The sequence below is a fragment of the Trichocoleus sp. FACHB-40 genome (assembly GCF_014695915.1).
Classification (GTDB): Bacteria; Cyanobacteriota; Cyanobacteriia; order Cyanobacteriales; family FACHB-T130; genus Funiculus; species Funiculus sociatus.
The window spans coordinates 18,375-42,328 of sequence record NZ_JACJPF010000074.1; the positions used below are offsets into that span (position 1 = coordinate 18,375).

A 23,954-nucleotide genomic window follows, 5' to 3' on the forward strand; every position below is an offset into this window, starting at 1 on the left:
TTAGGACTGCTATAGAGAATTTATCTTGTTTCAAGCTAGAGGCTTCAAATGGCTAATAGGCGATGCCTTCTTTGTGACCCCAGGCACTTCCACCCTAATGTTTTCTGGTAACGATGGACGCAGGCAAATATAAGTTAAAGGGCCAAAAAGCGGCACCAACGCTACCGCCCAAAAAATTCGGGAATCTTTCAAACCCCGGCGTGCCATGTCATCGTCAAATAAGGATGTCAAAGGAAAGGTTAGGCACATCAGGCAAAAATCTAAGCTGATCAGGTGAACAAAGGTACGGGTTTGGAACTGTTGAATGTAATCTGCCCAATCTCCGGCAACTATAGCGTAGGAAAGTAAGAAAATCGTACTTAAAAATAGAAAAATTCCTGTTAAACGAGAATCTAAAATTTTCAGTAAATAATCCTTTCTACTATCAAAATCTTGATTTGATTTCCGCAATATTAAATAAGGAATGAGGCAAATTACTCCTATTCCATTTGACCCAATAAAATAAGGCCAAACACGAAAATTTTGCATTTTGCCATCAGCAAACATTAGACAGGCGTAGATCATGGGACAAACACCCATTAGCCAAAATATGCTGGTTAGAATGGCGTTAACTTCTTCCAACTGAAATGTTAACAGCTTTTTAACCAGTGGCAGTGTATCTGATTGATCTAGAGGAGCCAACCAAATGGTATAGACAACAAATGTCACCCAGATTAAGAACAATACAATTTTTCTGCCCATAATTTTGACAGATGGTTTGACGCTGCGGTCTAGATTAACTTTAAAAGAGAGACGCGATCGCTTGCGTCTCTCTTAAGTCAAGTTTGTGAATGTCATTCACACCTTTGTAGTGTTGATGACATTTTATGCCGCTTCAGCACTGCTTTCTGGCAAAGGTGGACGAAGGCACAGATAGGCAAGTGGGCCAAGCAATGGAACTAGGGACACTGCCCAAAAAATTTGGGGACTTTGGAAACTTCGACGCGCCATGTCATCGCCGAGAACGGTTGGAAACAGCAGGCAGAACAGGCAAAAAGCCAAACTCATGCCATTGACAAAGCGATCGCTTTGAAACTGCTGAATAAAGTCTCCCCAATCACCTGCCAGCAAGCCGAATGCCAGTGAGATAAGCGTACTTAAATTGAGGATAATGCCCGTCCAGCGAGAATCGAAAACTTTCAGGAAGGCATCCTTTTGCCCAGAAAATTCTTGATTCGGTTCCCGCAAAGCTAAATAAGGGATTAGACTAATTACTCCTGTCCCCGCTGCGCCCAAAGCAAAGGGCCAAAAACTAATCTTTTGCATCCTGCCATCGATAAATAAAAGGCAACCGTAGATTAGTATCCAGATGCCGATGAGGGAAAATATCGAGAGGATAATTGGGTTAACTTCTACCCACTGAAGAGTCAATATGTTTTTAATTAGCCTGAATGTGTCCGGCGTAATTGGAGGGGACAGCAGCAAGACATAGGCGATAAAGCCACCCCATAACAACCATAATGCTATTTTTTTACCCACGAGCTTAACCGATAATTCTACGCTTGTTTGTTAACTAACTTTAAAGCAGAGACAAAATCGGTTACGTCTGTCTTTGGTCAAGTTAATTTACAATTCCCAAGCCGAAGAAACAGGATTTCTCAATAGGGCTTTTTATACCTACCTACTTACGTTTGAGACGGGCTGCTGTTTCGATACCACCTCGGCAGTAGATTCTGGTAAGGGCGGGCGCAGACAAAGATACGCCAAAGGGCCAAAAAGTGGAATCAGCGCCACAGTCCAAAAAAGTGCAGGATTGTTGATTCCCCGCCGTGCCATATCATCTCCTAGTAGGGCGGGAAATATTAAGCACAATAGACAAAAATCCAGACTCATAACATGAATAAAACGACTCGTCTGGAACTGTTGAATATAATCTGCCCAATCTGCTCCCAGCAAGCCGTAGGCAACCAAAATAACGCTGCCAGTTGTTAGGATAAGACCGAGCCAGCGAGAATCAAGTATTTTCAAAAATAGATTTTTTTGCCCTGAAAATTGTGTATTCGGTTCGCGCAGTGCCAAATAAGGTAATAAGGCAAAGGCTCCTACTCCAAAGGAGAATGTTGCAAAAGGCCAAGCTGGTATTTTTTGCCCTCTGCCGTCTATAAATAACAGGCAACCGTAAATCATAGGCCAGAGACCCATGATATTAAATAGGGCAATAATCAAAGGGTTGATGCCTGTCCATTGACCTGTTGACAGATTTTTAATCAGTTCAAATGTGTCTGGTTGATTGGGAGGGGCTAATAGAAAGGCGTAGCTAACTAATCCTAACCATAGCAACCAAAAGCCTATTTTTCTAATCATGTTATTTTAAAGAAATGAACCGCAAAGATAGTTAGGAAAGAGGGGAAGAGAGTAAATTGGAAATCACCACTCTCTCTCAATCCAAAATTCAAAATCGATTAAGCGGTTTGAGTAAGGGCATCGGAAAGATAATCGGCGGCGGCTTCAACGAGCGCGATCGCATTTTCGTATACCATTCGAGTCGGGCCCAAAACTCCCACACTTCCTACCGGAACAGAACCTTGTCGGTAGGTTGCAGAAATTAGCGTACAAGTACGCATCGGTTCTAAGGGATTTTCGGAACCAATTCTCACTGTCACTCGCGAACCTTGTGGCAGGGTTGTCACTCCTTGAATCTCTGGTGTAGGTAATTCAAAGATTAAAGGCCCAAGCTTGTCTTGTTCCTCTTCCAATAGGTGCATTAACATTTGGATTTGCTGCAACTCAGAAAATTCTGGCTGACGTAACACCTCCGCAACACCGCGAATCATAATTTGGGTTGAAGCGGGTTTTGTGGTGCGACGGATTAAGTCAGAGACTAAACTTCGCAAGGTATCCGCATACCTTTGGAATTCCCGACCTAACTCACTCCAGTCTAGGGCAACTAATTCAACAAGCGATCGCCCTCGCAACTGGCTATTCAAAAAGTTCGATAAAATCTGCAACTCCCGCTCTACAATTTCTGTATCGGGTTCGGTATCTTCTGAAGTGAGCGGCGGTAACTCCATCAAAACGCTAGTTGTCTCATAAGCATCTGTCACCACGATTAGCATCACCCGTCCTGGCTCAACCTGCACCAGTTGCAAATGTCGTAAGTGAGTAGTACGGTTCTGAGGCATCGTGATCAGGGTAATATAACCACTGAGCGTAGTGAGAATTTGCGCTGCTCCTCGTAGCAAAGCCTCGAAGCTCCAATCCTCTAAGTTTAGATTTTTTGTAAATAATTCCTCTACCTGTCTCCCCAATACCTCAGAAGGCTTTATTAGTTGGTCAACATAAATTCTATAGCCAGAGTCAGAGGGAACCCTTCCAGCGGAAGTATGGGGTTGATAGAGTAATCCAGCTTTTTCTAAAGCACCCATCGCATTGCGAATAGTTGCTGGGCTGACGCTGAGATTATATTCTTCTACCAATGCTTTTGAGCCTACAGGCTCTGCCGTCGCTATATAATGGCGAACTGTTGCCCAGAGAATACGTTGTTGCCGATCGGTCAATTTTACTTGTTTAGACATTTAAACAAAAGCCGAATCTAATAGGTTTTAAACACAATGAAAATTCGGGGACTTACGATTATTGATTTATCGTAAGCCCGGCGTTCTTGACAAGCGAGCAGCCGTTTAATTACAGGTTAAATCACAATAGCAGATGCTGTCTTCTGCCTGCCGATCAGTAAAATTGTGGTAGTAGCAGCAAACAGTGGAAAAACTAAGATAAGACTTACTCTGGCACATTTCTCCAGAATATATACACAAGATTCTAGTTGTTCGGGTGTAGGGGCAATTTATTCTCGTTCTCCGGGCTATCCTTGGGAAGCGATCGCTTCCCCATTTTGGTGATTATTAGCCCTTGGGGGAGGCGACCGCCTCTAAAAGCAGGAATTAATACCGGGGAATTGTGGAATCTACCAGAAGCGAGTAAGCATCGATACCACCTGCAATATTTTTAACATTGGTGAAGCCTTGACTTTGTAACCACTGACACATCTGAGCCGAACGGATACCGTGATGGCACATTACCAGCGTCTCCGCGTCGGGATCGAAGCGGGTGGGGATTTGATCAGACCATTCGGTAAACTCCGACAGAGGGAGGATTTCAAACCCCTCAATGCTGGCGATCGCTACTTCAGAAGGCTCTCGCACATCCACCAGTTGTAAACCCTCACGGGCATCACACAGACGCTTTTGGAGTTCTTCTACACTAATCTGGGAAATCTGTCGGGGATAAGATTGAGCTGACATGATGTTGCGTTTCGAGATTAACTAAGATTTTAATAGTTCGGGTGGACGGCAGGCAGCCATAATATTCTCTGACATCTGGATTAGTGTTCTAAGCTCAATCGCTCTCGCGCAAGGTCTGAATTTCGCCATGAAGCAACGCTCATTTTTTTACGCTTTAGCAGCTGGCGTTTTAGTGCTGCTGTTGATTGGTGCTGGTGGCTTTTACTGGTTAAGATCGCAAAGTCCCCTCGCCTTGATGTCGGGCGGCCAGATGACGAACCCATCTGCCGCGATGTTTGTGCCGAAACAGGCACCAGTCATGGTGTCATTGCTAGTGAATCCAGATCGCTTGGAGGAGGGGGTTCGGCAGGCTGTGGATCGTTCGGGGAACCGTGGGCGATCGCGTGTCGAACTAGACCAAGTTAAACAAAGTTTACTGGCTAACACCGATCTCGACTACCAGAAAGATATCCAGCCTTGGCTGGGAGATGAAATTACTTTTTCCGTCACTAGCTTAGATTTTGACCGCACAAGCCAAAATGGAGAACAACGGGGACTGCTGTTGATTGCAACTAGCAAAAACCCGCAACGCAGCAACGAGTTTGTAGATTTGTTCTGGCAGAAGCAATCTAGCGAAGGCGCTTCTTTGCAGTTTGAACAATACAAAGGTGTAAAGCTGATTTACACCCAAGGAAAAGAAAAATCTGTTGCTAGTGCAGTAGTAGGCGATCGCTTTGTGCTTTTTGCTAATAATCCCAAAGTGCTGCGTGCAGCTATTAACAATGTTCAAGCCCCGGATCTGAGTTTGAGTGAAGATCCTGCCTATCAGAAGGCTTTGGAGAACATTACTGGCTCGAAGATTGGGCTAACTTATGTCAATCTCCCCAGATTGGCTAAGTTGCTGGGTAACAAATCAGAGTCATCAATTACCCAGAAGTATGAAACTTTAGCGATCGCGCTGGAAATTAACCGCCAGGGATTGCTGGCACAAACCGCTCTGCAAGGAACTGCCGGGTCAGATGCAACTATGGCTCCTACAGTATCTCAAGCGGTGGGAGCATTGCAGTATCTTCCAGAACAAATAGCGATCGCTGCTGCTGGCACTCATCTTGATCAATTGCGAGAACTATCATCTACACAAAAGAGCGACGATACTCTCTCCCAACTGATCAATCAACCCCTAGCCGATTTACAAACTCGTTGGGGCATCGATGTGGAGCAAGATATCTTCAGCTGGGTACAAGGTGAGTATGCTTTGGGAATATTGCCTCGGAGCGATCGCAATCCAGATTGGATTTTTGTCGCCGAATCAGCAGAAAACACAGCTCAGGCGGGAATTAACCATTTAGACGACGTTGCCAAGCAGCAGGGACTAAGCGTTAGCTCTTTTACCCTAGAAAATCATCCCATCTTTGCCTGGACAAAACTAACAACCGTTCCCCCAAGCAAAGAAAGTAAAGAGCAAAATTCTGTAAGATTAGAGGCAAAAGTTCAAGGTGTCCGCGCCAGCATAGGCAAATATGAGATTTTTACCACTTCCATTGAGGCGATGGATCAAGCCCTCAAAGCTCCGGAAAATTCTCTGCTAAAAAGTGATAATTTCCAGACAAATATCGCTTCTTTACCTCAACCTAATAATGGCTACTTGTATCTAGACTGGGCATCAAGTCAGGCGATTTTAGAGCGTCAGTTGCCAATTGTCAGAGTGGTGGAGCTGTTTGCTAAACCTTTGTTTAACCAGCTCAATTCTCTCACCTTTAGCAGCTACGGTACTGACGCTGGCGTTCAACGCAGCAAGGTATTCTTCCGCTTAGGTGATACTAAAGGCTAGTTTGGTAGGGTAGGGCGAGATACCTAATACCATTTTGGATTTTGTGGAGGCGAAGAAGTTTCTTTGCCTCCGATGGTTTTGAAAGCCTTGCTTATAGGCAGTTTCAATAATTCAAGTCTTGCATCGATAATCCCAAAGGATATCACTCATAATACAGGATGATTTATTCCTGGGAAAACCTAATAGATGTTGAATTAGTAGGGATATGGCAATGCCATATCCCTAGTTAGTTATGGGCAAAGCTCAACTGGCTCCCAAACTAATTTTTTTAATCTGTATAAAAATGTACGAAACTTGGCACCACTTTAGTTCATAGTTTTTCAGTAGCAGTCAATCAACTATTAGCTGAAGATCCGAGCTGCATATTTAAAGGCGAGCCAGAACTCCCAGCAGAATTTAACGCGACTATACGAGAAGTATATTCGCGAAAGTTTTTCATTCTATAAGTAAAAAAGCCTCCTAAAGAAGTATGACAAAAAAACCTTATAATGGTATACATCGTCAGACCTTATTTATTTTAGGAAAATTGTCGATACCTGTCTTGACTACTTATTTACACTTAGACGAAATCAATACAGTGCGGGAAATTAATGCGGCGGTTGTCAATGTTAGCGGTCGTCAACGTATGCTATCCCAACGGACTGCACTGTTCGCCTTAAGGCTGGTATGTACAAAAGATAAGCAAGCGCAGGAAGAATTGCGCTCAGGGTTGCTAGCCGATTTAGATTTGATGGAAAGGTCACACAAAGGTTTAATCGAAGGCGATCGCGATCTGAAATTACCCGGTCATCCTTCGCCAACAGTCCAATCTATGTACTTTGCGGCACCTTTAAATTTAGATCGGCAGGTACGGCAATATATCGACCAAGCTAGAGCGATCGCCAGAAGCAGCAGTGAGGAACTAATACCAGATAATCCCCATTTATGCTACATTCTCACCGAGTCTTCAAAAAACCTAGTTGAAGCATTGGATTCCGTAGTGAACCAGTATCAAAAAGAAAGTGATACTGAACAACTGGCAATTCACATTTATCAAGCTCAATTATATGAAAAAAGTTGTGCCGCTACTGCCCAAGCAGTTAGCCAGGCAAAGAAATTAGAGCAAGCTTTGCAAGAACTGCAACAAGCTCAATCCCAGCTAGTTGAAAAAGAAAAAATGTCTAATTTGGGATGCCTGGTAGCGGGTGTAGCTCACGAAATTAATAATCCTGTCAGTTTTATTTACGGCAACCTGAATTACGCAACTGACTACATCCAAAATTTGCTCGATCTGCTCAAGGTTTATGAGCAAGAATATCCTAAACCCAGTGTCGTGCTGCAAGAGAAAATTGACGAAATAGACCTGGAATTTTTGAAAGAAGACTTGCCAAAAGTCATGTACTCAATGGAAGTCGGAGCAAAGCGCATTCATCAGATTGTACGTAGCTTGCGAAATTTTTCTCGTAGTGATGAAGAACTTATTCAGGTCGTGGATATTCACGAAGGGATTGATAATACTCTGTTAATTTTGCAAAACAGGCTGAAAGCGCATGGTGACAACGAAGGGATTGAAATTGTTAAAGGGTACAGTAATTTGCCTTTAATTGAATGTTATTCGGGGCAAATAAATCAGGTACTTATGAATTTAATTGGTAACGCTATTGATGAATTAGAAAATCTCAGTAGCGACGTTTGCAGCTATCCTAAAAAGATAAAAATTTCTACAGAATTTTGCCATAGCGGCACTATCATTCTCAGGATTGCTGATAACGGACAGGGAATGACTGAAGAGGTAAAAGCAAGATTATTTGAACCTTTTTTTACTACAAAACCAGTTGGTAAAGGCACTGGACTAGGTTTATCAATCAGTTATCAGATAGTGGTAGAAAAACACCAAGGGTCAATTGAGTGTATCTCGCAACCCGGAGAAGGAACTGAGTTTATTATTGAAATTCCAGTAGTCCAACGCCAACAAGAAGAAATTACTAACGAGTTGGAATCAGTAGCATAAAGTTAGTAACCTTGTAGATTGGGTTAAGCTAAAGCTCAACCTAATCTATACTGCTAATGGCTTTGTAGTTAATGCTATGTCTAACTTGCCGCCGCTTAACACCGAAACGATTTGGGCTATTCTGAACGAGGAAATAGATGATTCCACAGTGAATCATCTGGTTTGGCATTGTTTGGGTTATCGCTACGATGTTGCCCAAAATTGGGATAATAGCGGCGTTGCACCAGAATGGCGGGATGAATATCCGCAGCCGCCTAATTTTATTGAAAGTCGCCCAGCAACAGTAAAACTGACTCGTTCCATTCCTCCTGAAAACAAGCAGCTTTTAAAAGAAAAGCTGGGTTTTAAAGGTTATAAAGTAGGTGAATTTGGCCCAAGACAGACTCGTAGAGCGACTGCTGCTAACTGGTTGTTGAGCTATATGCAAAGCAAACTGTAGGATAGGCATCGGGTAAGTGGCTCTCGTGACGACGCTACGGGTATATGAAAAAATCGCTCTGTTGAGACATTGTAATTGAGAAAATAAAGATGTCCTTTCGCCACCAAGCAGGTGTGATATGGTACTTAGTGATCAATCCGATATGCCGACAATCCCGCCATGCGACCTTTGGAGCGAGGAGCGGCAATTCGAGAGCGATCGCCATCTTAGACAGCTAATTTTACTCTTAATTTGCTTAGAGCGGTTGTGGCAAAACCGAAATGATTTTCATGTCGGTGCTAACCAGAGTATTTATTTCAGCCTGCGTCAAATTAAATCGCAAGACTTTAGAGGGCCAGACTTTTACGTGGTTCTCAACACAGAACGCAGAGAGCGTAAAAGTTGGGCGGTCTGGGAAGAAGACGGCAAGTATCCCAATTTTATCTTAGAAATTCTTTCGGACACGACAGCTAAGAACGACCGAGGCTTGAAAAAGCAACTGTATCAAGATGTTTTTCGCACACCTGAGTATTTTTGGTTTGACCCGTACAGTTTAGAGTTTGCCGGGTTCAAACTCAACTACGGTACTTATGAAGAGATTCCTCTTCAGGAACATGCATGGCGCTGGAGTGAGGAGTTACAGTTGTTTTTGGGCATTGTGAGAGAACAGTTAAGGTTTTTTACGCCTGAAGGGGAACTGGTTCCTACTCCGCAAGAAGCCGAAACACAAGAAAGGGAACGCGCAGAACAGGCGCAAGCACGCGCAGAGCGTCTGCTTCGTCAGCTGCGAGAATTAGGTGTGGAGCCAGAAGATTTGTAATAAATTGGAAAGTGCGATCGCCCTCATGCCTACTGACCCTTATTCTTGGATAGAACCATCTCTCGCCACGATTCATCAGGCTAACTGGTATCGTTCAGTTCAGGCTATCCAAAGTCGTCCTGGTGCAACGGTGGTGTTGGAGGGACGAGAAGTTATCAATTTTGCTAGTAATGATTATCTGGGTTTGGCGGGAGATGAGCGTTTAATTGAAGCTGCTGTTGGCGCTGCAAAGGAATTTGGTACGGGTGCAACAGGTTCTAGATTAATTACTGGTCATCGTCAATTGCATCGAGAACTCGAAAGCGCGATCGCATCCCTCAAACAAACTGAAGACGCTTTAGTATTTAGTTCTGGTTATCTGGCTTCTTTAGGCGCGATCGCTGCTTTAGTTGGCCGTCGCGATTTAATTCTATCTGACCAGTACAATCACTCTAGCCTCAAAAATGGGGCGATTCTTAGCGGTGCTACTGTCATCGACTACCCGCACTGCGATGTTGCGGATTTAAAAAACAAGCTAACTCAACACCGACAACAATATCGCCGCTGCTTGATTATTACTGATAGCGTCTTTAGCATGGATGGGGATTTATGTCAAATCCCGTATCTGTTGGATTTAGCAGAAGAATTTAGCTGTATGCTGCTGGTAGATGAAGCTCACGCCACGGGAGTTTTAGGAAAAACGGGCGCTGGGTGTGTGGAGCATTTTGGCTGTAGCGATCGCACTTTAATTCAAATCGGCACCCTGAGCAAAGCTTTAGGGAGTTTGGGCGGATATGTAGCTGGGAAAGCTGCTTTGATTGACTTTTTGCGGAATCGCGCCCCTAGTTGGATTTATACTACTGGTCTTTCGCCAGCGGATACAGCTGCGGCTTTGGCAGCAGTTAAAATTGTTCAACAAGAGCCGATCCGCCGCGCTAGATTGTGGCGTAATGTTGGTATTCTTAAAAATCTGCTGCGATTACCAAACCTGAAATTATTACCTTCAGAGTCTTCTATCCTCTGCTTGCAATTGAACAACGCCGCCGAAGCTTTGAAAATGGGACAAAAACTAAAAGATGCCGGAATTTTTGCTCCTGCTATTCGCCCTCCTACTGTTCCTACAAGTCGGATTCGGATGACGGTTATGGCTAATCATGAACCTGTCCACTTTCAGCGGTTGGTAGAAGCTTTGATGGAAGAGGGATAAACCGCAAAAACGCATTAGCTCTCGCTATGGGCATTAGCGCTATAGAGAACGCCAAGGAACAAGAGGAAGAAATTAAAACCTCTACGTCCCTTGGCGATATCATTTGCGTTTAAAACAACTTCTTTGGGTGGTAGATGATACCGTAATGCTTAAAAAGCACTACTGATTAACCCGTTATTGACCTTTTGGTTGAGCGGGAGCAACAGTTGCTTTGTTAGTTACGCTCTTGACACCTTTAATTTCTTTTGCCAAAGGTTCAATTTTAGCGAATTGTTCTTGGGTAGGAACAGTTCCGGAGATAGTGACAATACCCTCTTCAGCAGCAACTGTCAGAAGACTAGCTGGTAAGTTAGCTTCCAATTTACTGCGAACCTCGCCTTGCAAATCCCCATCAGTTCTTTGTTCGTCGCCTCCGGTGACATTGTTCCGCTGCTCCGCCGCCCGAATGTCAGAATTGAGCTGATCTCTGCGAACTTCGCTAGTTGCGTCTTGTTGACCCTCTTTAGCTGCATCGGCTGCGGGGGTTTGGCTCGTTGTTGCGGTAGTTTCAGGAGCATCAGCATTAGTGCTTGCAGTGTCGTTACAAGCAGCAGCACTAAAAATTAAAACGCCGCTGAGTAGAAGTGTGGTAAGTTTTTTCATGGTTTTTCCGATTTGAAAAGTGTAATGGTTTAAATTCGATTGCTATCGATTCAGTAGAAACTATCTGACGTAGCGTCAGATTTACTAAGCTACCGAAAGAATGGTGAGCTTAGAAAACTTATGTCCGGTTGTCGATGATGGTGACGCGATCGCTTCCCTGGCTAGAGTGATCTTGAGGTTCCGCAACCATCTCTGGAGACTTCGGAGAAGAGATGCCCGAAGTTTTATTTTCTGGTAGGTTATAGACTCCCCATTCATGAATGCCTTTAGCTTTCAGAATAGATTCTGCACGCTGGATCTCTTCTTCGGTGCCGTTTACCAAAACCAGATAATCGCCGCTAGATAATTGATCGTGATAAACTTTGGCTTCCTGTTCCGGAATTCCTAGCCCAATTAGTGCGCCAGTCAGCCCGCCTGCGGCTGCACCAATGCCACCACCAGCGATGGTTGTAGCTATAGCAGTGGCTTCTGCTCCGGCAAACAGGATAGGCCCGACACCAGGAATTGCTAAGGCACCTAGCCCAATCAGCAACCCGGTTAAACCGCCTAAAGCACCACCTGCGATCGCTCCGGTTGTTGCACCTTCATCAGCATTGCTGTCCTTAATGTGATCGCTTACCTCAACCCCAGCTATCTCATCGTGCCGATCTGCATCTTTGGCAACAACAGAAACTTTATCCATCAAAAAACCAGAATTTTTCAACTCATGTAGGGCATCTTCCACATCGCGACGGCTGGAGAATATACCCACCGCACGCTTATGGGGAATTGCATCCATATCAATGACATTAGGATCGCCTGCGTAAGGCACAGTATATCCCGCACTCAGGGGATTCAGTGCTAAGGGATCTAGTCCTAACGTATAAGTTGGATCAGTGACACCTAGTGGATCGAAGCTGGTTGAGTATGCCACCGGATAGGCTGGAACCATGCTGCTAACATCATAGATGCCCCAATGTTGGATTCCCTGGTTCCCTAGAATCGATTCAGCTTTGGTAATTTCCGCTTGTGTACCCTCTACTATTACTAAGTAATCGCCTTGGGATAAGCGGTGGTTATAAACTTGAGCTTGTTCTTCCGGAATACCTAAACCCATCAGTGCGCCGACAATGCCACCTGCTGCGGCACCAACTGCACCACCAATGAGAGCGTCACCCAGTATAGAGGCTAAAGCGCCTCCTGCTACCACTGGGCCAATTCCTGGAATCGTTAATGCGCTTAAGACTCCGAGTAAGCCAACAAAACCGCCTACTGTACCACCTGCTATAGCACCCGGTGTTGCCCCACTGCCAGTTTGATTGCCAGCATTGTCGCGTACATCAACCCCGGCTATTTCATCGCGCCCGTTTCTATCCCGTGCCACGATGGAAATCTGACTCATGGAAAAACCGGAAGTTTTCAGCTCGTTAAGCGCATACTCCGCACTCTGAGGACTGGAAAACACGCCTACAGCCCGCTTACGTTGGTCGTCGGTCATTTTTTCCTCCCCAAATGAACAAAGAAACAGTTAGAACCAATACCAAATCAGCTTTATTCATCTTTTCTTTCTTATTTATCGCCTTTTTTTCTAGGTTTTCCATCAGTCCCCAGATGTAAGCTTTTATCTATCAATCGAGAGGAAAGAGATATCTTTATGGCAGAGCGCGGCGATCGCCCTTTATTTAGTACGGTTATACGACCACCGAGAGATGCCAAGTATAGGTAGGCTCATATCAGAGAGTAGTTAAACGCACTGCCAGTGATAGCCGTTAAGGGGGTGCTTTGTGCAGAAGTGGTTATTGCCAACCATCGGTGAAGTATTAGCCCAACATGAACCATCAGGGGCAGATAGTCTGATGCCTTTTAGCCAAGAAACAGCAGAAAAATTGGATGGTCAACAGCGCTCCAGCAGCCGGAAAGCACTCAAGCAGATGCGTGCTAAAAGGGAATGGTGCGGTGCGATCGCAGCCTTGGAGGAGTTGTTGCATCTCTCAACTGCTACATCCACAGGTTCCGATGAGCCGTTGGGATTGGTTTTAGCTGGCCCTGTGCCAGTCTTGAGCCATCCAGATGTGATGAATCGTTTCCAGACAGGAATTTTTACAGTTGAATCACTTAATCCTATGGCTTTAATGCCATTTCAACTGCCTCCTGCAACTGCACAAGCCACAGAAAAAGACTCTTTATGCCTTCCTAAGCTGCCATTAATTCCAGCCGATCCGTTGGCATCTGAACAGTTTTGTGTAGTTTTAACTTCTCAATTTAGTTTGGTGATGGTAGTAGGAGAAGACGTAAACTACCAAAAAGCCTTTATGTATTCCTTTGACCCGGAAGTAGTAGAGAAAGCATGGTATAGTTTGCGATCGCGTTTATTATTAAGCAACCTCGATCGCGTCGCTCAGCTAGAAGCCTTAGTCAAGCGCTTTCCACCCACAGCGCCCGATTATCGCACCGTCACGCAGTTTAGCCGCTTGCTGCTGAAAAATTTGCCAGACGAGGCAAAAGGTGATGCTGCTGAACCAGTAGAGGCAAAAGCTAAAAATCCAGATAATTCTGAATATTCAATCTTGAATAATCAATTAATTGAAAATTCTTGCGATATAGAACTACTACAAGCCTTTGCCCACGAAGTTCGGACACCTCTCACCACCATTCGCACTCTGACACGACTTTTATTGAAGCGCCGCGATTTACCACCAGAAATCATCAAGCGTCTAGAAAAAATTGATCGCGAGTGTACCGAGCAAATTGACCGCATGGAGCTATTTTTCCGGGCTGCGGAAGTAGAAACAGCACCAGTCAAGCGCCGCGAAGTTCACCTAAGTGCTATGTCTGTCGCCCAAGTGTTCCAAAACAGCATTCCCCGCTGGCAAGAACAAGCAAGCCGGCGCAACTTAACCTTAGATGTCGTTTTGCCTCAAAAGCTGCCGAGTGTAGTTAGCAATCCAGCCATGTTAGACCAGGTACTAACGGGTTTGATTGAGAACTTCACCCGTCGCATTCCGGAGGGCGGTCACATTCAAGTAGAAGTGACACCCGCAGGCGACCAGTTAAAGTTACAGCTTCAATCGCAATCTCAAAGATATCCCGACGAAAACGGCGACTCGCCAGCGGCGAATATAAACCAGCCAACTTTAAAGTCTATTGGCCAAATGTTAATGTTCCAGCCAGAAACTGGATGTCTCAGCCTAAATCTCAACGTAACGAAAAATCTTTTTCAAGCGTTGGGAGGGAAACTAATTGTCCGGCAAAGACCCCAACAAGGTGAAGTGCTAACAATTTTCCTACCTTTAGAAGTTGGCAACACTAAAAAGTTAGGAGTTAAAAGTTAACATCCCGAAAGGCTGAACGCTGTCGAGCCATTGCCCGAAAGCTTCATAACGCTAGAGTTAGTGCGACAAAAGGATGGAGAATAGGGGCGATCGCTACACTCAAAATTAGAGTGTAATATTATTTTGATGGCATTGAACTACTTTTATCCAAGCATCTGCCAATGTCCGCGTCTCGCTCAGACCAAGATTCGCCCTGGAAAGACATTTTACGCCAGTATTTCCCAGAAGCGATCGCGTTTTTCTTTCCAGAAACATCCGCGCAGATTGATTGGAGCCAACCACACGAGTTTCTAGATAAAGAATTCCAGCAGATTGCACCGAATGCAGAAATCGGCAAACGTTACGCCGACCAGTTGGTGAAAGTTTGGCTCAAACAGGGTCAACAATTGTGGCTACTTGTGCATATCGAGATCCAAGCAAAACCAGAAACTAATTTTGCTGAACGAATGTTGGTCTATCACCTGCGGATTTTCGATAGGTTTCACAGCCATGCTACGAGTTTAGCGATTTTGTGCGATCGCAATGCCAACTGGCGACCGAATCAGTATCGTTTCAGCAGCCCCGATACAGAAGTGACATTTCGGTTTGGGATGATAAAGTTGCTAGATTACCGCTCGCGCAATGCCGAACTAGAACAAAGCCGCAATCCCTTTGCTGTTGTCGTGATGGCACACATTCAAGCCCAGGAAACGCAACGCGACTCGCAAGGCCGTAAGGATAGGAAATTAAGCCTGATTCGGCGGCTGTATGAGGAAGGCTACGAGCGGCGGGAGATTGTCAACCTGTTTCGCTTTGTTGATTGGGTTATGATTTTGCCCAAGGGGTTAGAAAGCGAATTTTGGCAAGAATTGAAGGTTTACGAGGAGGAAAGACGGATGCCCTACATTACCAGTGTTGAGCGAATCGGGTTTGAACGGGGGATTGAACAGGGGCTTGAACAGGGGCTTGAACAGGGCGCTCAACGGGAAGCCCGTTCGCTCATCCTGCGCCAACTCACCCGCAAAGTTGGAGAATTACCTCAACAAGTGCGATCGCAGATTGATACGTTGTCGATTACACAACTGGAGATGCTGGGAGAAGCTCTGCTGGATTTCTCCAGCCTATCTGATTTGGAAGTATGGTTGGCACAGCAGGAGCTGTAGGCGATAGATTGGGCAACACAACTTGGAGATGCTGGGAGTCAAGCGGCTAGGGGCAATTAAGATTGCAATTCACAGCAATGGGGCTAGAGCGATTCTCGTTCTTAGGGATATGAGCCGAGTTACATTCACGGCATTGTATCAATTAAGCAACCCCTTTTTAATTTGCTATAGGTAACAGCACTTTGAAAATGGAACCTTGACCTAATCTGCTAGTTACTGAAATAGAACCGCCGCAACGTAAAAGTAATTGCTGCACAATTGTTAAACCTAATCCAGCACCGACAACTTCTTCACCCGCAGCTGGGCGGCCGCGATAAAAACGGTCAAAAATTTTAGGTAATTCATTCGGAGCAATCCCAATTCCGGTGTCTCGAAATTCTAGCTGCACGTATTCCCCTTGTTGCTTGGATCGTACCCAAACCTGACCGCCAGTGGGAGTAAATTTGATGCTGTTGTGTAGGAGATTAATTACTATCTGCCGCAACCATGATTCTAAACAAGAGACAATTGGAAGGTTAGTGCTGATGGTATAGCCTAACTGAATGCCTTTTTCTTGGGCGAGAGGCTGATAGGTGCTGACAACACCTGGGACAATTTCTGCTAAATGCACAGGTGGCGGATTGATTGGTATGGTGGTGCTGTCTAGCTGTACCAGTTCCATTAAACCGCTCATTAGGGAAGTCTGGCGATCGCATTCTGTATGCAACAGCCGCATATAGCGTTGGCGTTGCGCTGGTTTGAGATTCGGCGATTCTAGCAGCTTCAGGGCGGTTTTCATGTTCGTAAGCGGTGTCCGCAGTTCCAGCAGCGAATTACTCAGCAACTCGTTTTTAAACAGCAAGTCGTCAAGCAGGGATTCGTTTTGCCGCTGTAGGGCTGCTGTTTGTGCTGTTGTGCCGTCATTGGTGCTATTCAAGTGATGGTTTTGCTCTTGCTTTCCTTGGGTTTCTAACAGGTGGATAAGTATAGATGCGATCGCTTTGGTCTGGACAAAATCATTATCTTGTGGTAAGTTTTCCAGCTTTTTGTCTAAACAAGATAAATTTTCTTGGTTGGGGGCGATCGCGTTTCTTATCCCCTGCAAAAGCTGTTGAATCACAGGGAAGTCAAAACTGCAAATAGCTTGCAGCCCCGTTTTCTTTTCTGTAGCGACTTGACTAATATTAAATGCCAGCAACTCGTCGGAGTCCTCAAAGGATAACCCTTGCTGAATCTCTAGAAGCTCCATCGATTTTCCCGGCGCTAAATCTTTGTCTGTAGAGATTGTCTGGATTTCCTGCTTGCTTCGGTGGGGACGATGAGCCAAAATCAAGCCAACAAACTTCTCAGATAAGACTAAGACAAAATACTCCCTTAAAATCGGGCTATCCGATGCCAGATAAATTGGAATAATCCGCGAGTCGCCCGAATTTTGGGGATTTGATTGAGGACTGGGAAGTGGCTTGTCCCCAGTCCCCAGACCCTTGCATAGATAAATCGTGTGCGGGACACTCATCCGTTGATGATATGAATATATCTCCTCCTGCCACACTTGACCAGGCGGCAGCTTCGCCCAGATAGTAGCTGGTAGCTGTTGCTCAATCAGTGTATCCAAGAGCGCCCGTGACAAAGACGTGAGAGTAGCAGCTGTGAGGGAAAGAGGCTGAACAGCTAGCTTTAAAGCTAGCTGGTAGAGAGATCCATCTGGAGCGGGTTGCAGATTCATCCTTTATCCTTTAACTTCATCCTTGCTTCTAAGGCATCTCGTGCTTGTTCCCGGTCGTCAAAGTGGATTTTTTCTGTTCCTAAAATTTGGTAATCTTCGTGACCTTTGCCAGCGATGAGGATACCATCACCAGACTCGGCATTTAAAATAGCGGTGCGAATAGCAACAGCGCGATCGCTAATTACCAGAGGTTGAACCGTTGACGGTATCCCTTCTAAAATATCTTGCAAAATCCGTTCTGGATCTTCCGTGCGCGGATTATCTGATGTAACTACTGCTAATTCTGCTAGTTGCGCCCCAATTTTACCCATTTTCGGGCGCTTCGTGCGATCGCGATCGCCCCCACAACCAAACACGCAAATCATCTTTCCGGGAATAAACGGACGCGAGGCTTTCAGCAAATTCTCCAAACTATCCGGCGTGTGAGCATAATCGACAATTACACTAATATCCTGAACAGGACTAATTTGCACCCGCTCCATCCGTCCCGGAACCCCTGAAAATAAAGGTAGCGAGTCAGCGATAACCTGCAAATCTATGCCCAAATGCAAAACTGCTCCCACAGCGGCGAGTAAATTTTCTAAATTGTACTGACCCACCAGCGGCGAACGGAAGGAAATATCACCTTTTGGCGTATGCAACATTCCGCTGATACCAGTTGGACTGTAATCTAAATCCGACATCCACAGATCGGCTGTTGTATCGTGGACGCTATAGCGCCACACTTGCTCAGAGTTTAACCCTTCAATCAAACGTTTCCCATAGGCATCGTCAGAATTTATCACCGCCCGACCTTTGAGATATTCTGGGCTAAACAGCAAAGCTTTTGCCGCAAAGTAATCTTCCATATCGCGGTGATAATCTAAATGATCCTGAGTGAGGTTGGTAAACACCGCCACCTCAAACGGACAACCATAAACTCGCCCTTGCGCCAAAGCGTGAGAACTGACTTCCATCACCCCCATCTGAGACCCTGCTGCTACTGCCGCCGCCAGTTGTTCTTGCAATTCGAGGGCGAAAGGGGTTGTGTGAGCGGCGGTTTGTTTAAAGCCATTCCAGCGAGCGTACAGCGTACCAAAAAGCGCTGCGGGTAAGTGACTTTGAGTGAGGAAAAATTCTATTAAATGAGTAGTAGTGGTTTTGCCATTTGTACCAGTAACGCCAATCAGCTTCATCTGTTGGGCTGGGTAGCCGTAGAAAGTAGCTGCTACTTGGGCGCAGGCTTGCGTCATGTCTGTGGCTGGGATAATGCAGACATCATCTGTTGGCGGTTGTTTTTCGGCAGCTTGGGGAGAGATCAGGGCAGCGACAGCACCGGATGCGATCGCGCTAGACCAAAATTCTCCCCCATCCACTCGCGTTCCCGGCATCCCAATAAACAAATCTCCCGGCTGGCAAGCATGAGAATTGGTCGTTAACCGCTTGACTTCTGATTCTAAAGCTGCATGGCTGGATGTTGGTATGCCGGGAACCGCGGCCAATAACTCTCGCAATTTCATCTGTTGTAGCTCCTCACACATTGGTCTGTGGTCGTTGGCTAATAGCTTTTCAACACTATGGCAATTAGCCATTAGCCATTAGCATTTATCTTCTGGTAAATATTTCTGTAACATTTGTTCCAACTGGCGCACTGTAGCGCGGGGAGAAGGACGAGGTAACTGTTCTTCTACTTGTTCTGTACGCTCTTGGCGCGCCCTAAACAGGACTGGAATTTCATATTGGAACGTTTGGAACCAGTCCTCGCGGGTAGTGATATCTCTAATCTCCAGTTCCAAACTGGGGTTTGAAATTTGTAAGAGCTTTTCTTGCAAACCCTCGCACAAGTGGCAACCTGGCTTGCTGTATAGTATTAACCGCATTCTGGTTCTCTCTCAAATTCGATCAACCACTGGAAGTTATGCAAATTTGACATTGATATTCCCATTCCCCGGTAGGGTTATGTGTATTTATAGGTTAAAATCATCATTAGTTAAAAATTATCAAGAAACAAGTAGAAACTTACCATGACCTATAGCACCGAAGCTAATGTCAGCATCTCTTCTTTTGATCTAGACGAACTTAACCAAAGGTTTGATAAAGCTCATCCCAGAGAGATCCTGGCATGGTGCGTCAACAATATCCCCTCTGGACTGGTACAAACCAGCGCCTTTAATGTTGATGACTTGGTAATGACAGATATTCTCTACCGCGACCTGAAACCAGCAAACCCAGTTCCGGTATTGTTTTTAGACACGCTGTACCACTTCCCCCAAACCCTGGAACTCGTGGCACGAGCAAAAGAACTTTACAATTTAAACCTGAAAACTTACAAGATTCTAGAGGTAGATTCCCGCGAAGCTTTTGCAGAACGTTATGGCGAAGCACTGTGGGATAAGGATATTACCCAATTCCACCACCTCACCAAAATCGAACCTTTGCAACGCGGTCTATCCGAATTAAACACCGTCGCTTGGATTACGGGCCGTCGCCGCGACCAAGCTGCAACTCGCGCTGATATGCCTGTGTTGGAACTGGATTCTCAGCAACGCCTGAAAGTAAATCCTCTAGCCAGCTGGACGCGGAAGCAAAGCTGGGCTTATGCGGCTGAGTATAAAATGATTTACAATCCCTTGCATGATCAAGGATATCCCAGCATCGGCGACGAACCGATTACCACCCAAGTAGCCGAAGGTGAAGACGAACGTGCTGGTCGCTGGCGCGGTATGGGTAAAACTGAGTGCGGGATTCACATTTAAAATAGGGACTGGGGGCTGGGGACTGGGGACTAGGTAAGAAAGAGTTTTCCCCAATTCCCAATCCCCAATCCCCAATCCCCAATCCCCAATCCCCAATTCCCAAATGATTAAAATCCTCCACCTATCCGATATCCATATGGGGAGTGGCTTCACCCACGGCCGGACTAATCCGGAAACGGGTTTGAATACACGATTGGAGGATTTTGTCAATACTTTATCTAGATGTATTGATAGCGCGATCGCTCTCCCCGTAGATTTAGTTCTGTTCGGTGGCGATGCCTTTCCCGATGCCACACCGCCGCCCTACGTGCAGGAAGCTTTTGCCAGTCAGTTTCGCCGCTTAGTTGATGCCCAGATTCCCACAGTTTTGTTAGTAGGGAATCATGACCAACATTCCCAAGGTCAGGGAGGCGCGAGTCTGTGCATTTATCGGACACTGGGAGTTCCAGGGTTTATAGTTGGGGACACAATTAAAACCCACCGTATCGAAACCAAGAGCGGCCCAGTCCAAGTTATGACCCTTCCTTGGCTGACCCGTTCCACCCTGCTGACGCGCCCGGAAACAGAAGACCTTTCCCTCTCCGAAGTCAACGAATTATTAATTAAGCGTCTAGAACCTCGTCTGGAAGGAGAAATCCGACGGTTAGACCCAGAAGTACCAACGGTTCTCTTGGCGCACCTGATGGCAGACCGCGCTAATTTAGGCGCAGAGCGCTTCTTAGCTGTGGGCAAAGGCTTCACTCTCCCCTTGTCGTTGCTAACTCGTCCCTGCTTTGACTACGTTGCCTTGGGACACGTCCACAAACACCAAAATCTTAATAAATCTAACGATCCGCCAGTCGTTTACCCAGGTAGCATTGAGCGGGTAGATTTCAGCGAAGAGAAAGAAGACAAAGGCTACGTGATGCTTCAGCTGGAACGAGGTAGGGCGCAGTGGGAATTTTGCCCTCTGAGTGTGCGTAGCTTCATCACCATTGAAGTAGATGTGTCTGATGCAACTGAACCGCAAGCAGCTATATTAAAAGCGATCGCAAAGAAAAATATCCACGAAGCCGTAGTGCGGCTAATTTATAAACTGCGTTCCGAACAGCTGGATTTGATTGATAATGCTACGCTACACAGCTCCTTAAGTGAAGCCCACAGCTACACAATTCAAGCTGAATTGGTAAGTCAGCTGGCGCGCCCTCGCTTACCAGAACTTGGTTCAAGTGCCAGCATCGACCCAATGGAAGCACTGAAGACTTATTTAGCTAATCGCGAAGACCTCAAGGACATTGCCACGCAGATGCTTGAGGAAGCTGAAAAGTTACTCGCCGCCGAGGAAGAGGTTTGGTTGGAGTCAGTTGCATCATCAAAGGAAGATAATAATCAACCAAGTCCGATGGCGGTGGGGAATGCAGATAATCAGCTGAATTTGCTTTAAAAGTTAGGCGCAAAGGCACCGAAATCAATCAGGGGTGGGGTGGACTTTGTTTGTGGTGCATCGGCTATGCGAGGGTGTAGGCTACAAAAGCTTGGATGCACCTGTTTCTATGTTTCCTACTTTAGATTAAGCAAAAGCTAACAATGTAGCCGGTTCGGGTGTTAACCGTTGGGCTAATTCTGCTAAAAATTGGATGGCAAGAGGCTCTAGTTGTCTCTTTTCAATTGGTTCCAAAATGCCGTCAAAAGGATTAGTATCAACCAGAGAATCGCCTAACATAATACCTATCGGTTCTCTATGCCCGCCTGGTATCTCCCCTCGCAGCAGCGGCTTATTCCTTTTATACTCCAACTCATTAATAAACCAGGCAACGTCACTTTTATCAATTGGCTCGTCTTTGGTTCCAGCAATTGTATCTTTATCAAAAGAAATTAGTGCGGTTAGATTAAATAAACCACTATTTCCGATCAAGTCTTGAGTTTCTTTTTTGGTTGGGCGTACACCAATCCCCCAAGAGTCTAATAAAGGGGCTAAACCTGGAATTGGCACAGCATCTTTGGTGTCGGAAATATCGGGTGCAATTAATAAAGAAGGTTCATTAATGATGCTTTTTTTACCTTGCGCGATCGCTTGTCCTGAATATGCTTCTAGCAAAGCAATATATTTGCAACCCAAGCTATGACCAACCCAAAAATGTTTTAATGTTTCTGAATAGCCTAGTGCTTGGCGAATTCTATCTCTTTCATCGAGCAATCCTTTAGCAATTTCTCCGTGATTTAAACCAAACTGAAAAGGTACAGCAATGATGGTATAACCTGCCTCGAATAAACTTCGCAAGAAATACCGATAAGAAAAAGTTGGTAGAGTACCGTATAAAGCTCCGCCAATAAATTGAACAACACCAATTGGATTGGTATTTTCTGCAACCCAACTATGGGAAATCGGTTTAAATTGTATACTCATGTTTTCTAATTTTGTAATGCTGTTTTTAGAAAAGTGAAACCGAAGCTATAGTTGTAGTCCGGGTTGAGTGATAGTTAAACCAAACAAACTCTTAATATGGTCGGGTTTAGTTTTCTAAGGCTGTTGGCTCTTATCCCTTAAAACCTCTCCCCTAATAGGGTAGGAGCTTTTTATTTCCTCTTATCTATTAAAGAAGGGAGCTAAGTTGTTAGGTTTTAAGGGCTTCGCCAACAGTATCCGTTGTCTCAACTAAACCTACTGTTAAAGCTCATTGATAAGCTTTAACAAAATTAGCTACTATGTGTCAATCATCCGAGTTAGGCTTCTCTTTTTCTAGCTTGAAAAGAGAGTTCCCATTAGCGGTAGGCAAAGTGTAGACGATTTGATCGAGCTGAGGGTCTTCAACTGTTAAATCTTTAAAGAATGTCCCTCGGTGTTCGGGTGTTAACAGAAGCCTTGCAGATTTAGCTTCGGAGAGCGAAGACATAAAGATTTCCACATAACCACGAACTTCAAAGTCCGCAGTATCGAGTAAAGTTTTGCCTTTTTGGTCAGTTTTCAAAATATCGGGCTGCAAAATGAACAAACCCGTGTCATTAGCAGGAAGCTTTACGGTGAATCTTGCCTTATTGGCGGCTATATCTGGAATGAGATCGCCCGGAATATTTTGCCCAGTTACATCCAGAAAAACGAAAGTTTTCTCAATATCCACAAACGGTGTAACCGATGTAAACACAAGAGACACTATGACAGTTGAGCTTGTCGTATTAGCAAGTGTTAGGAAATAACCTTGAATGGCTGTACGGCTCAGTTTGGCGAAGGACTCTGGTGGAGGTGGAACCAGATTCTTTGGCAATTGTGACTTAACTAAAAGTTCAAAGGTTGAAACTAGCATGAAGTTTTAATTGGGGTTAATTTTCTGTTTATTTACTGAGATGAAGCTTTTGTTTGGATGTCTGGAAGGTTTTCCATTGCCCGTGAAAATTTCCGAAATGTCAGATTCGTTTCACCGCTTCATCTTGGTAACTTCTCTATAGTTCTAACTTTTGGTTTAAGGTAATTAGCAGTCGCTTTTTCTGGTGAAACACATCTTTGGTAGCTTAGTTGAGTGTCACTCAAATGTGCGACTTGCACTTTCGTGAATTTATGTATATCAATTCAAGGGTTGGATGCGTTACATCTGTAGAGACATGGCATTGCTGTGTCCCTAGCAAGGTCGAGGGAAGGTCAGAATTGCCATATACTCGACCTAGCTGAGAAACGCTATATATCAAGTCTGATTAAGATATTTGCCTGTCGGACAACCGCAATTTCCGCACTATGTAGGAAATGCGGTTACATACAAAAAAAATGTATTTACTGATGCAGACAGGGGAGCATCCCGGTTTTGCGCTTTTGAGCATCAAACGGATATTGATCCGTTAAGGTAGGCGCACCGAAGCTTAAGCATTTGATTAACATTTTTCATCAACCACTGCGCTCCTGAAATTTTCAACCTTCTATCAATTTGTTTTACTGCCGACTCTACA

General features: G+C 45.1%; 21 protein-coding genes and 1 pseudogene. 9 read left to right on the forward strand and 13 right to left on the reverse strand.

All coding sequences use genetic code 11. The features are described 5' to 3' along the window. Positions 1-30: 30 nt before the first annotated feature. The 5 genes from H6F63_RS17780 to H6F63_RS17800 form a co-directional block, all read right to left on the reverse strand. Positions 31-741, reverse strand: a complete 711-nt coding sequence (locus H6F63_RS17780; RefSeq protein ID WP_190638863.1) for a DUF2834 domain-containing protein — start codon at positions 739-741, stop codon at positions 31-33. Positions 742-864: 123 nt separating this feature from the next. Next, positions 865-1,518, reverse strand: a complete 654-nt coding sequence (locus H6F63_RS17785; RefSeq protein WP_190638864.1) for a hypothetical protein — start codon at positions 1,516-1,518, stop codon at positions 865-867. 138 nt (positions 1,519-1,656) lie between these two features. Beyond that, positions 1,657-2,343: a DUF2834 domain-containing protein gene (locus tag H6F63_RS17790; RefSeq protein ID WP_190638865.1), complete on the reverse strand. Its 687-nt coding sequence runs from the start codon at positions 2,341-2,343 to the stop codon at positions 1,657-1,659. 98 nt (positions 2,344-2,441) lie between these two features. Then, a complete protein-coding gene (hrcA, locus tag H6F63_RS17795; RefSeq protein WP_190638866.1) occupies positions 2,442-3,554 on the reverse strand; it encodes a heat-inducible transcriptional repressor HrcA in 1,113 nt (370 codons plus the stop codon). 366 nt (positions 3,555-3,920) lie between these two features. Next, entirely contained in the window at positions 3,921-4,280 is a 360-nt protein-coding gene (locus H6F63_RS17800; RefSeq protein ID WP_190638867.1) for a rhodanese-like domain-containing protein, read from the reverse strand. 127 nt (positions 4,281-4,407) lie between these two features. On the opposite strand from H6F63_RS17800, the gene H6F63_RS17805 reads away from it, so the two are divergent. From H6F63_RS17805 to bioF, 5 genes are all read left to right on the forward strand, one after another. Beyond that, a complete protein-coding gene (locus tag H6F63_RS17805; RefSeq protein WP_190638868.1) occupies positions 4,408-6,090 on the forward strand; it encodes a DUF3352 domain-containing protein in 1,683 nt (560 codons plus the stop codon). Positions 6,091-6,559: 469 nt separating this feature from the next. Then, positions 6,560-8,080 (forward strand): ATP-binding protein, encoded by a 1,521-nt coding sequence (locus tag H6F63_RS17810; RefSeq protein WP_190638869.1) that lies wholly within the window; start codon positions 6,560-6,562, stop codon positions 8,078-8,080. A 76-nt stretch (positions 8,081-8,156) separates the two neighbouring features. After that, positions 8,157-8,519: a DUF1823 family protein gene (locus H6F63_RS17815; RefSeq protein WP_190428296.1), complete on the forward strand. Its 363-nt coding sequence runs from the start codon at positions 8,157-8,159 to the stop codon at positions 8,517-8,519. Between the two features lie 118 nt (positions 8,520-8,637). Next, positions 8,638-9,318, forward strand: a complete 681-nt coding sequence (locus H6F63_RS17820) for a Uma2 family endonuclease (RefSeq protein WP_190638870.1) — start codon at positions 8,638-8,640, stop codon at positions 9,316-9,318. 25 nt (positions 9,319-9,343) lie between these two features. Then, on the forward strand, positions 9,344-10,504 hold the full coding sequence (gene bioF, locus H6F63_RS17825) for an 8-amino-7-oxononanoate synthase (protein ID WP_190638884.1): 1,161 nt from the start codon (positions 9,344-9,346) through the stop codon (positions 10,502-10,504). Positions 10,505-10,678: 174 nt separating this feature from the next. Here bioF and H6F63_RS17830 read toward each other — a convergent pair whose 3' ends face one another. Together H6F63_RS17830 and H6F63_RS30115 are read right to left on the reverse strand one after the other, a co-directional pair. Next, on the reverse strand, positions 10,679-11,146 hold the full coding sequence (locus H6F63_RS17830) for a BON domain-containing protein (protein ID WP_190638871.1): 468 nt from the start codon (positions 11,144-11,146) through the stop codon (positions 10,679-10,681). Between the two features lie 118 nt (positions 11,147-11,264). After that, entirely contained in the window at positions 11,265-12,623 is a 1,359-nt protein-coding gene (locus tag H6F63_RS30115; protein WP_190638872.1) for a general stress protein, read from the reverse strand. A 286-nt stretch (positions 12,624-12,909) separates the two neighbouring features. Between H6F63_RS30115 and H6F63_RS17840 the strand changes: the two genes are divergently transcribed. Next, on the forward strand, positions 12,910-14,457 hold the full coding sequence (locus tag H6F63_RS17840; protein WP_190638873.1) for a HAMP domain-containing sensor histidine kinase: 1,548 nt from the start codon (positions 12,910-12,912) through the stop codon (positions 14,455-14,457). Positions 14,458-14,618: 161 nt separating this feature from the next. After that, positions 14,619-15,599, forward strand: coding sequence for a DUF4351 domain-containing protein (locus H6F63_RS17845; RefSeq protein WP_190638874.1), 981 nt, complete (start codon positions 14,619-14,621; stop codon positions 15,597-15,599). Between the two features lie 157 nt (positions 15,600-15,756). On the opposite strand, the gene H6F63_RS17850 is transcribed toward H6F63_RS17845, so the two are convergent. From H6F63_RS17850 to H6F63_RS17860, 3 genes are all read right to left on the reverse strand, one after another. Beyond that, entirely contained in the window at positions 15,757-17,304 is a 1,548-nt protein-coding gene (locus H6F63_RS17850) for a DICT sensory domain-containing protein (protein ID WP_190638875.1), read from the reverse strand. Continuing rightward, entirely contained in the window at positions 17,301-18,803 is a 1,503-nt protein-coding gene (locus H6F63_RS17855) for a UDP-N-acetylmuramoyl-L-alanyl-D-glutamate--2,6-diaminopimelate ligase (RefSeq protein WP_190638885.1), read from the reverse strand. The genes H6F63_RS17850 and H6F63_RS17855 overlap by 4 nt, the downstream gene beginning before the upstream one ends. Positions 18,804-18,881: 78 nt before the next feature. Beyond that, positions 18,882-19,163: a glutaredoxin family protein gene (locus H6F63_RS17860; protein WP_190638876.1), complete on the reverse strand. Its 282-nt coding sequence runs from the start codon at positions 19,161-19,163 to the stop codon at positions 18,882-18,884. 144 nt (positions 19,164-19,307) lie between these two features. On the opposite strand from H6F63_RS17860, the gene cysH reads away from it, so the two are divergent. After that, a complete protein-coding gene (cysH, locus tag H6F63_RS17865; protein WP_190638877.1) occupies positions 19,308-20,039 on the forward strand; it encodes a phosphoadenosine phosphosulfate reductase in 732 nt (243 codons plus the stop codon). Between the two features lie 103 nt (positions 20,040-20,142). Then, complete coding sequence (locus tag H6F63_RS17870) at positions 20,143-21,462, forward strand: exonuclease SbcCD subunit D (protein WP_190638878.1); 1,320 nt, start codon at positions 20,143-20,145, stop codon at positions 21,460-21,462. Positions 21,463-21,588: 126 nt separating this feature from the next. Here H6F63_RS17870 and H6F63_RS17875 read toward each other — a convergent pair whose 3' ends face one another. The 3 genes and pseudogenes from H6F63_RS17875 to H6F63_RS17885 form a co-directional block, all read right to left on the reverse strand. Continuing rightward, positions 21,589-22,425 carry a DUF1350 family protein gene (locus H6F63_RS17875; RefSeq protein WP_190638879.1) on the reverse strand — a complete coding sequence of 279 codons (837 nt, stop codon included), beginning with the start codon at positions 22,423-22,425 and terminating at the stop codon, positions 21,589-21,591. Between the two features lie 304 nt (positions 22,426-22,729). Continuing rightward, positions 22,730-23,320, reverse strand: coding sequence for a hypothetical protein (locus H6F63_RS17880; RefSeq protein WP_190638880.1), 591 nt, complete (start codon positions 23,318-23,320; stop codon positions 22,730-22,732). Between the two features lie 507 nt (positions 23,321-23,827). Beyond that, positions 23,828-23,954: pseudogene (locus H6F63_RS17885) on the reverse strand (ISKra4 family transposase); the annotation flags it as partial.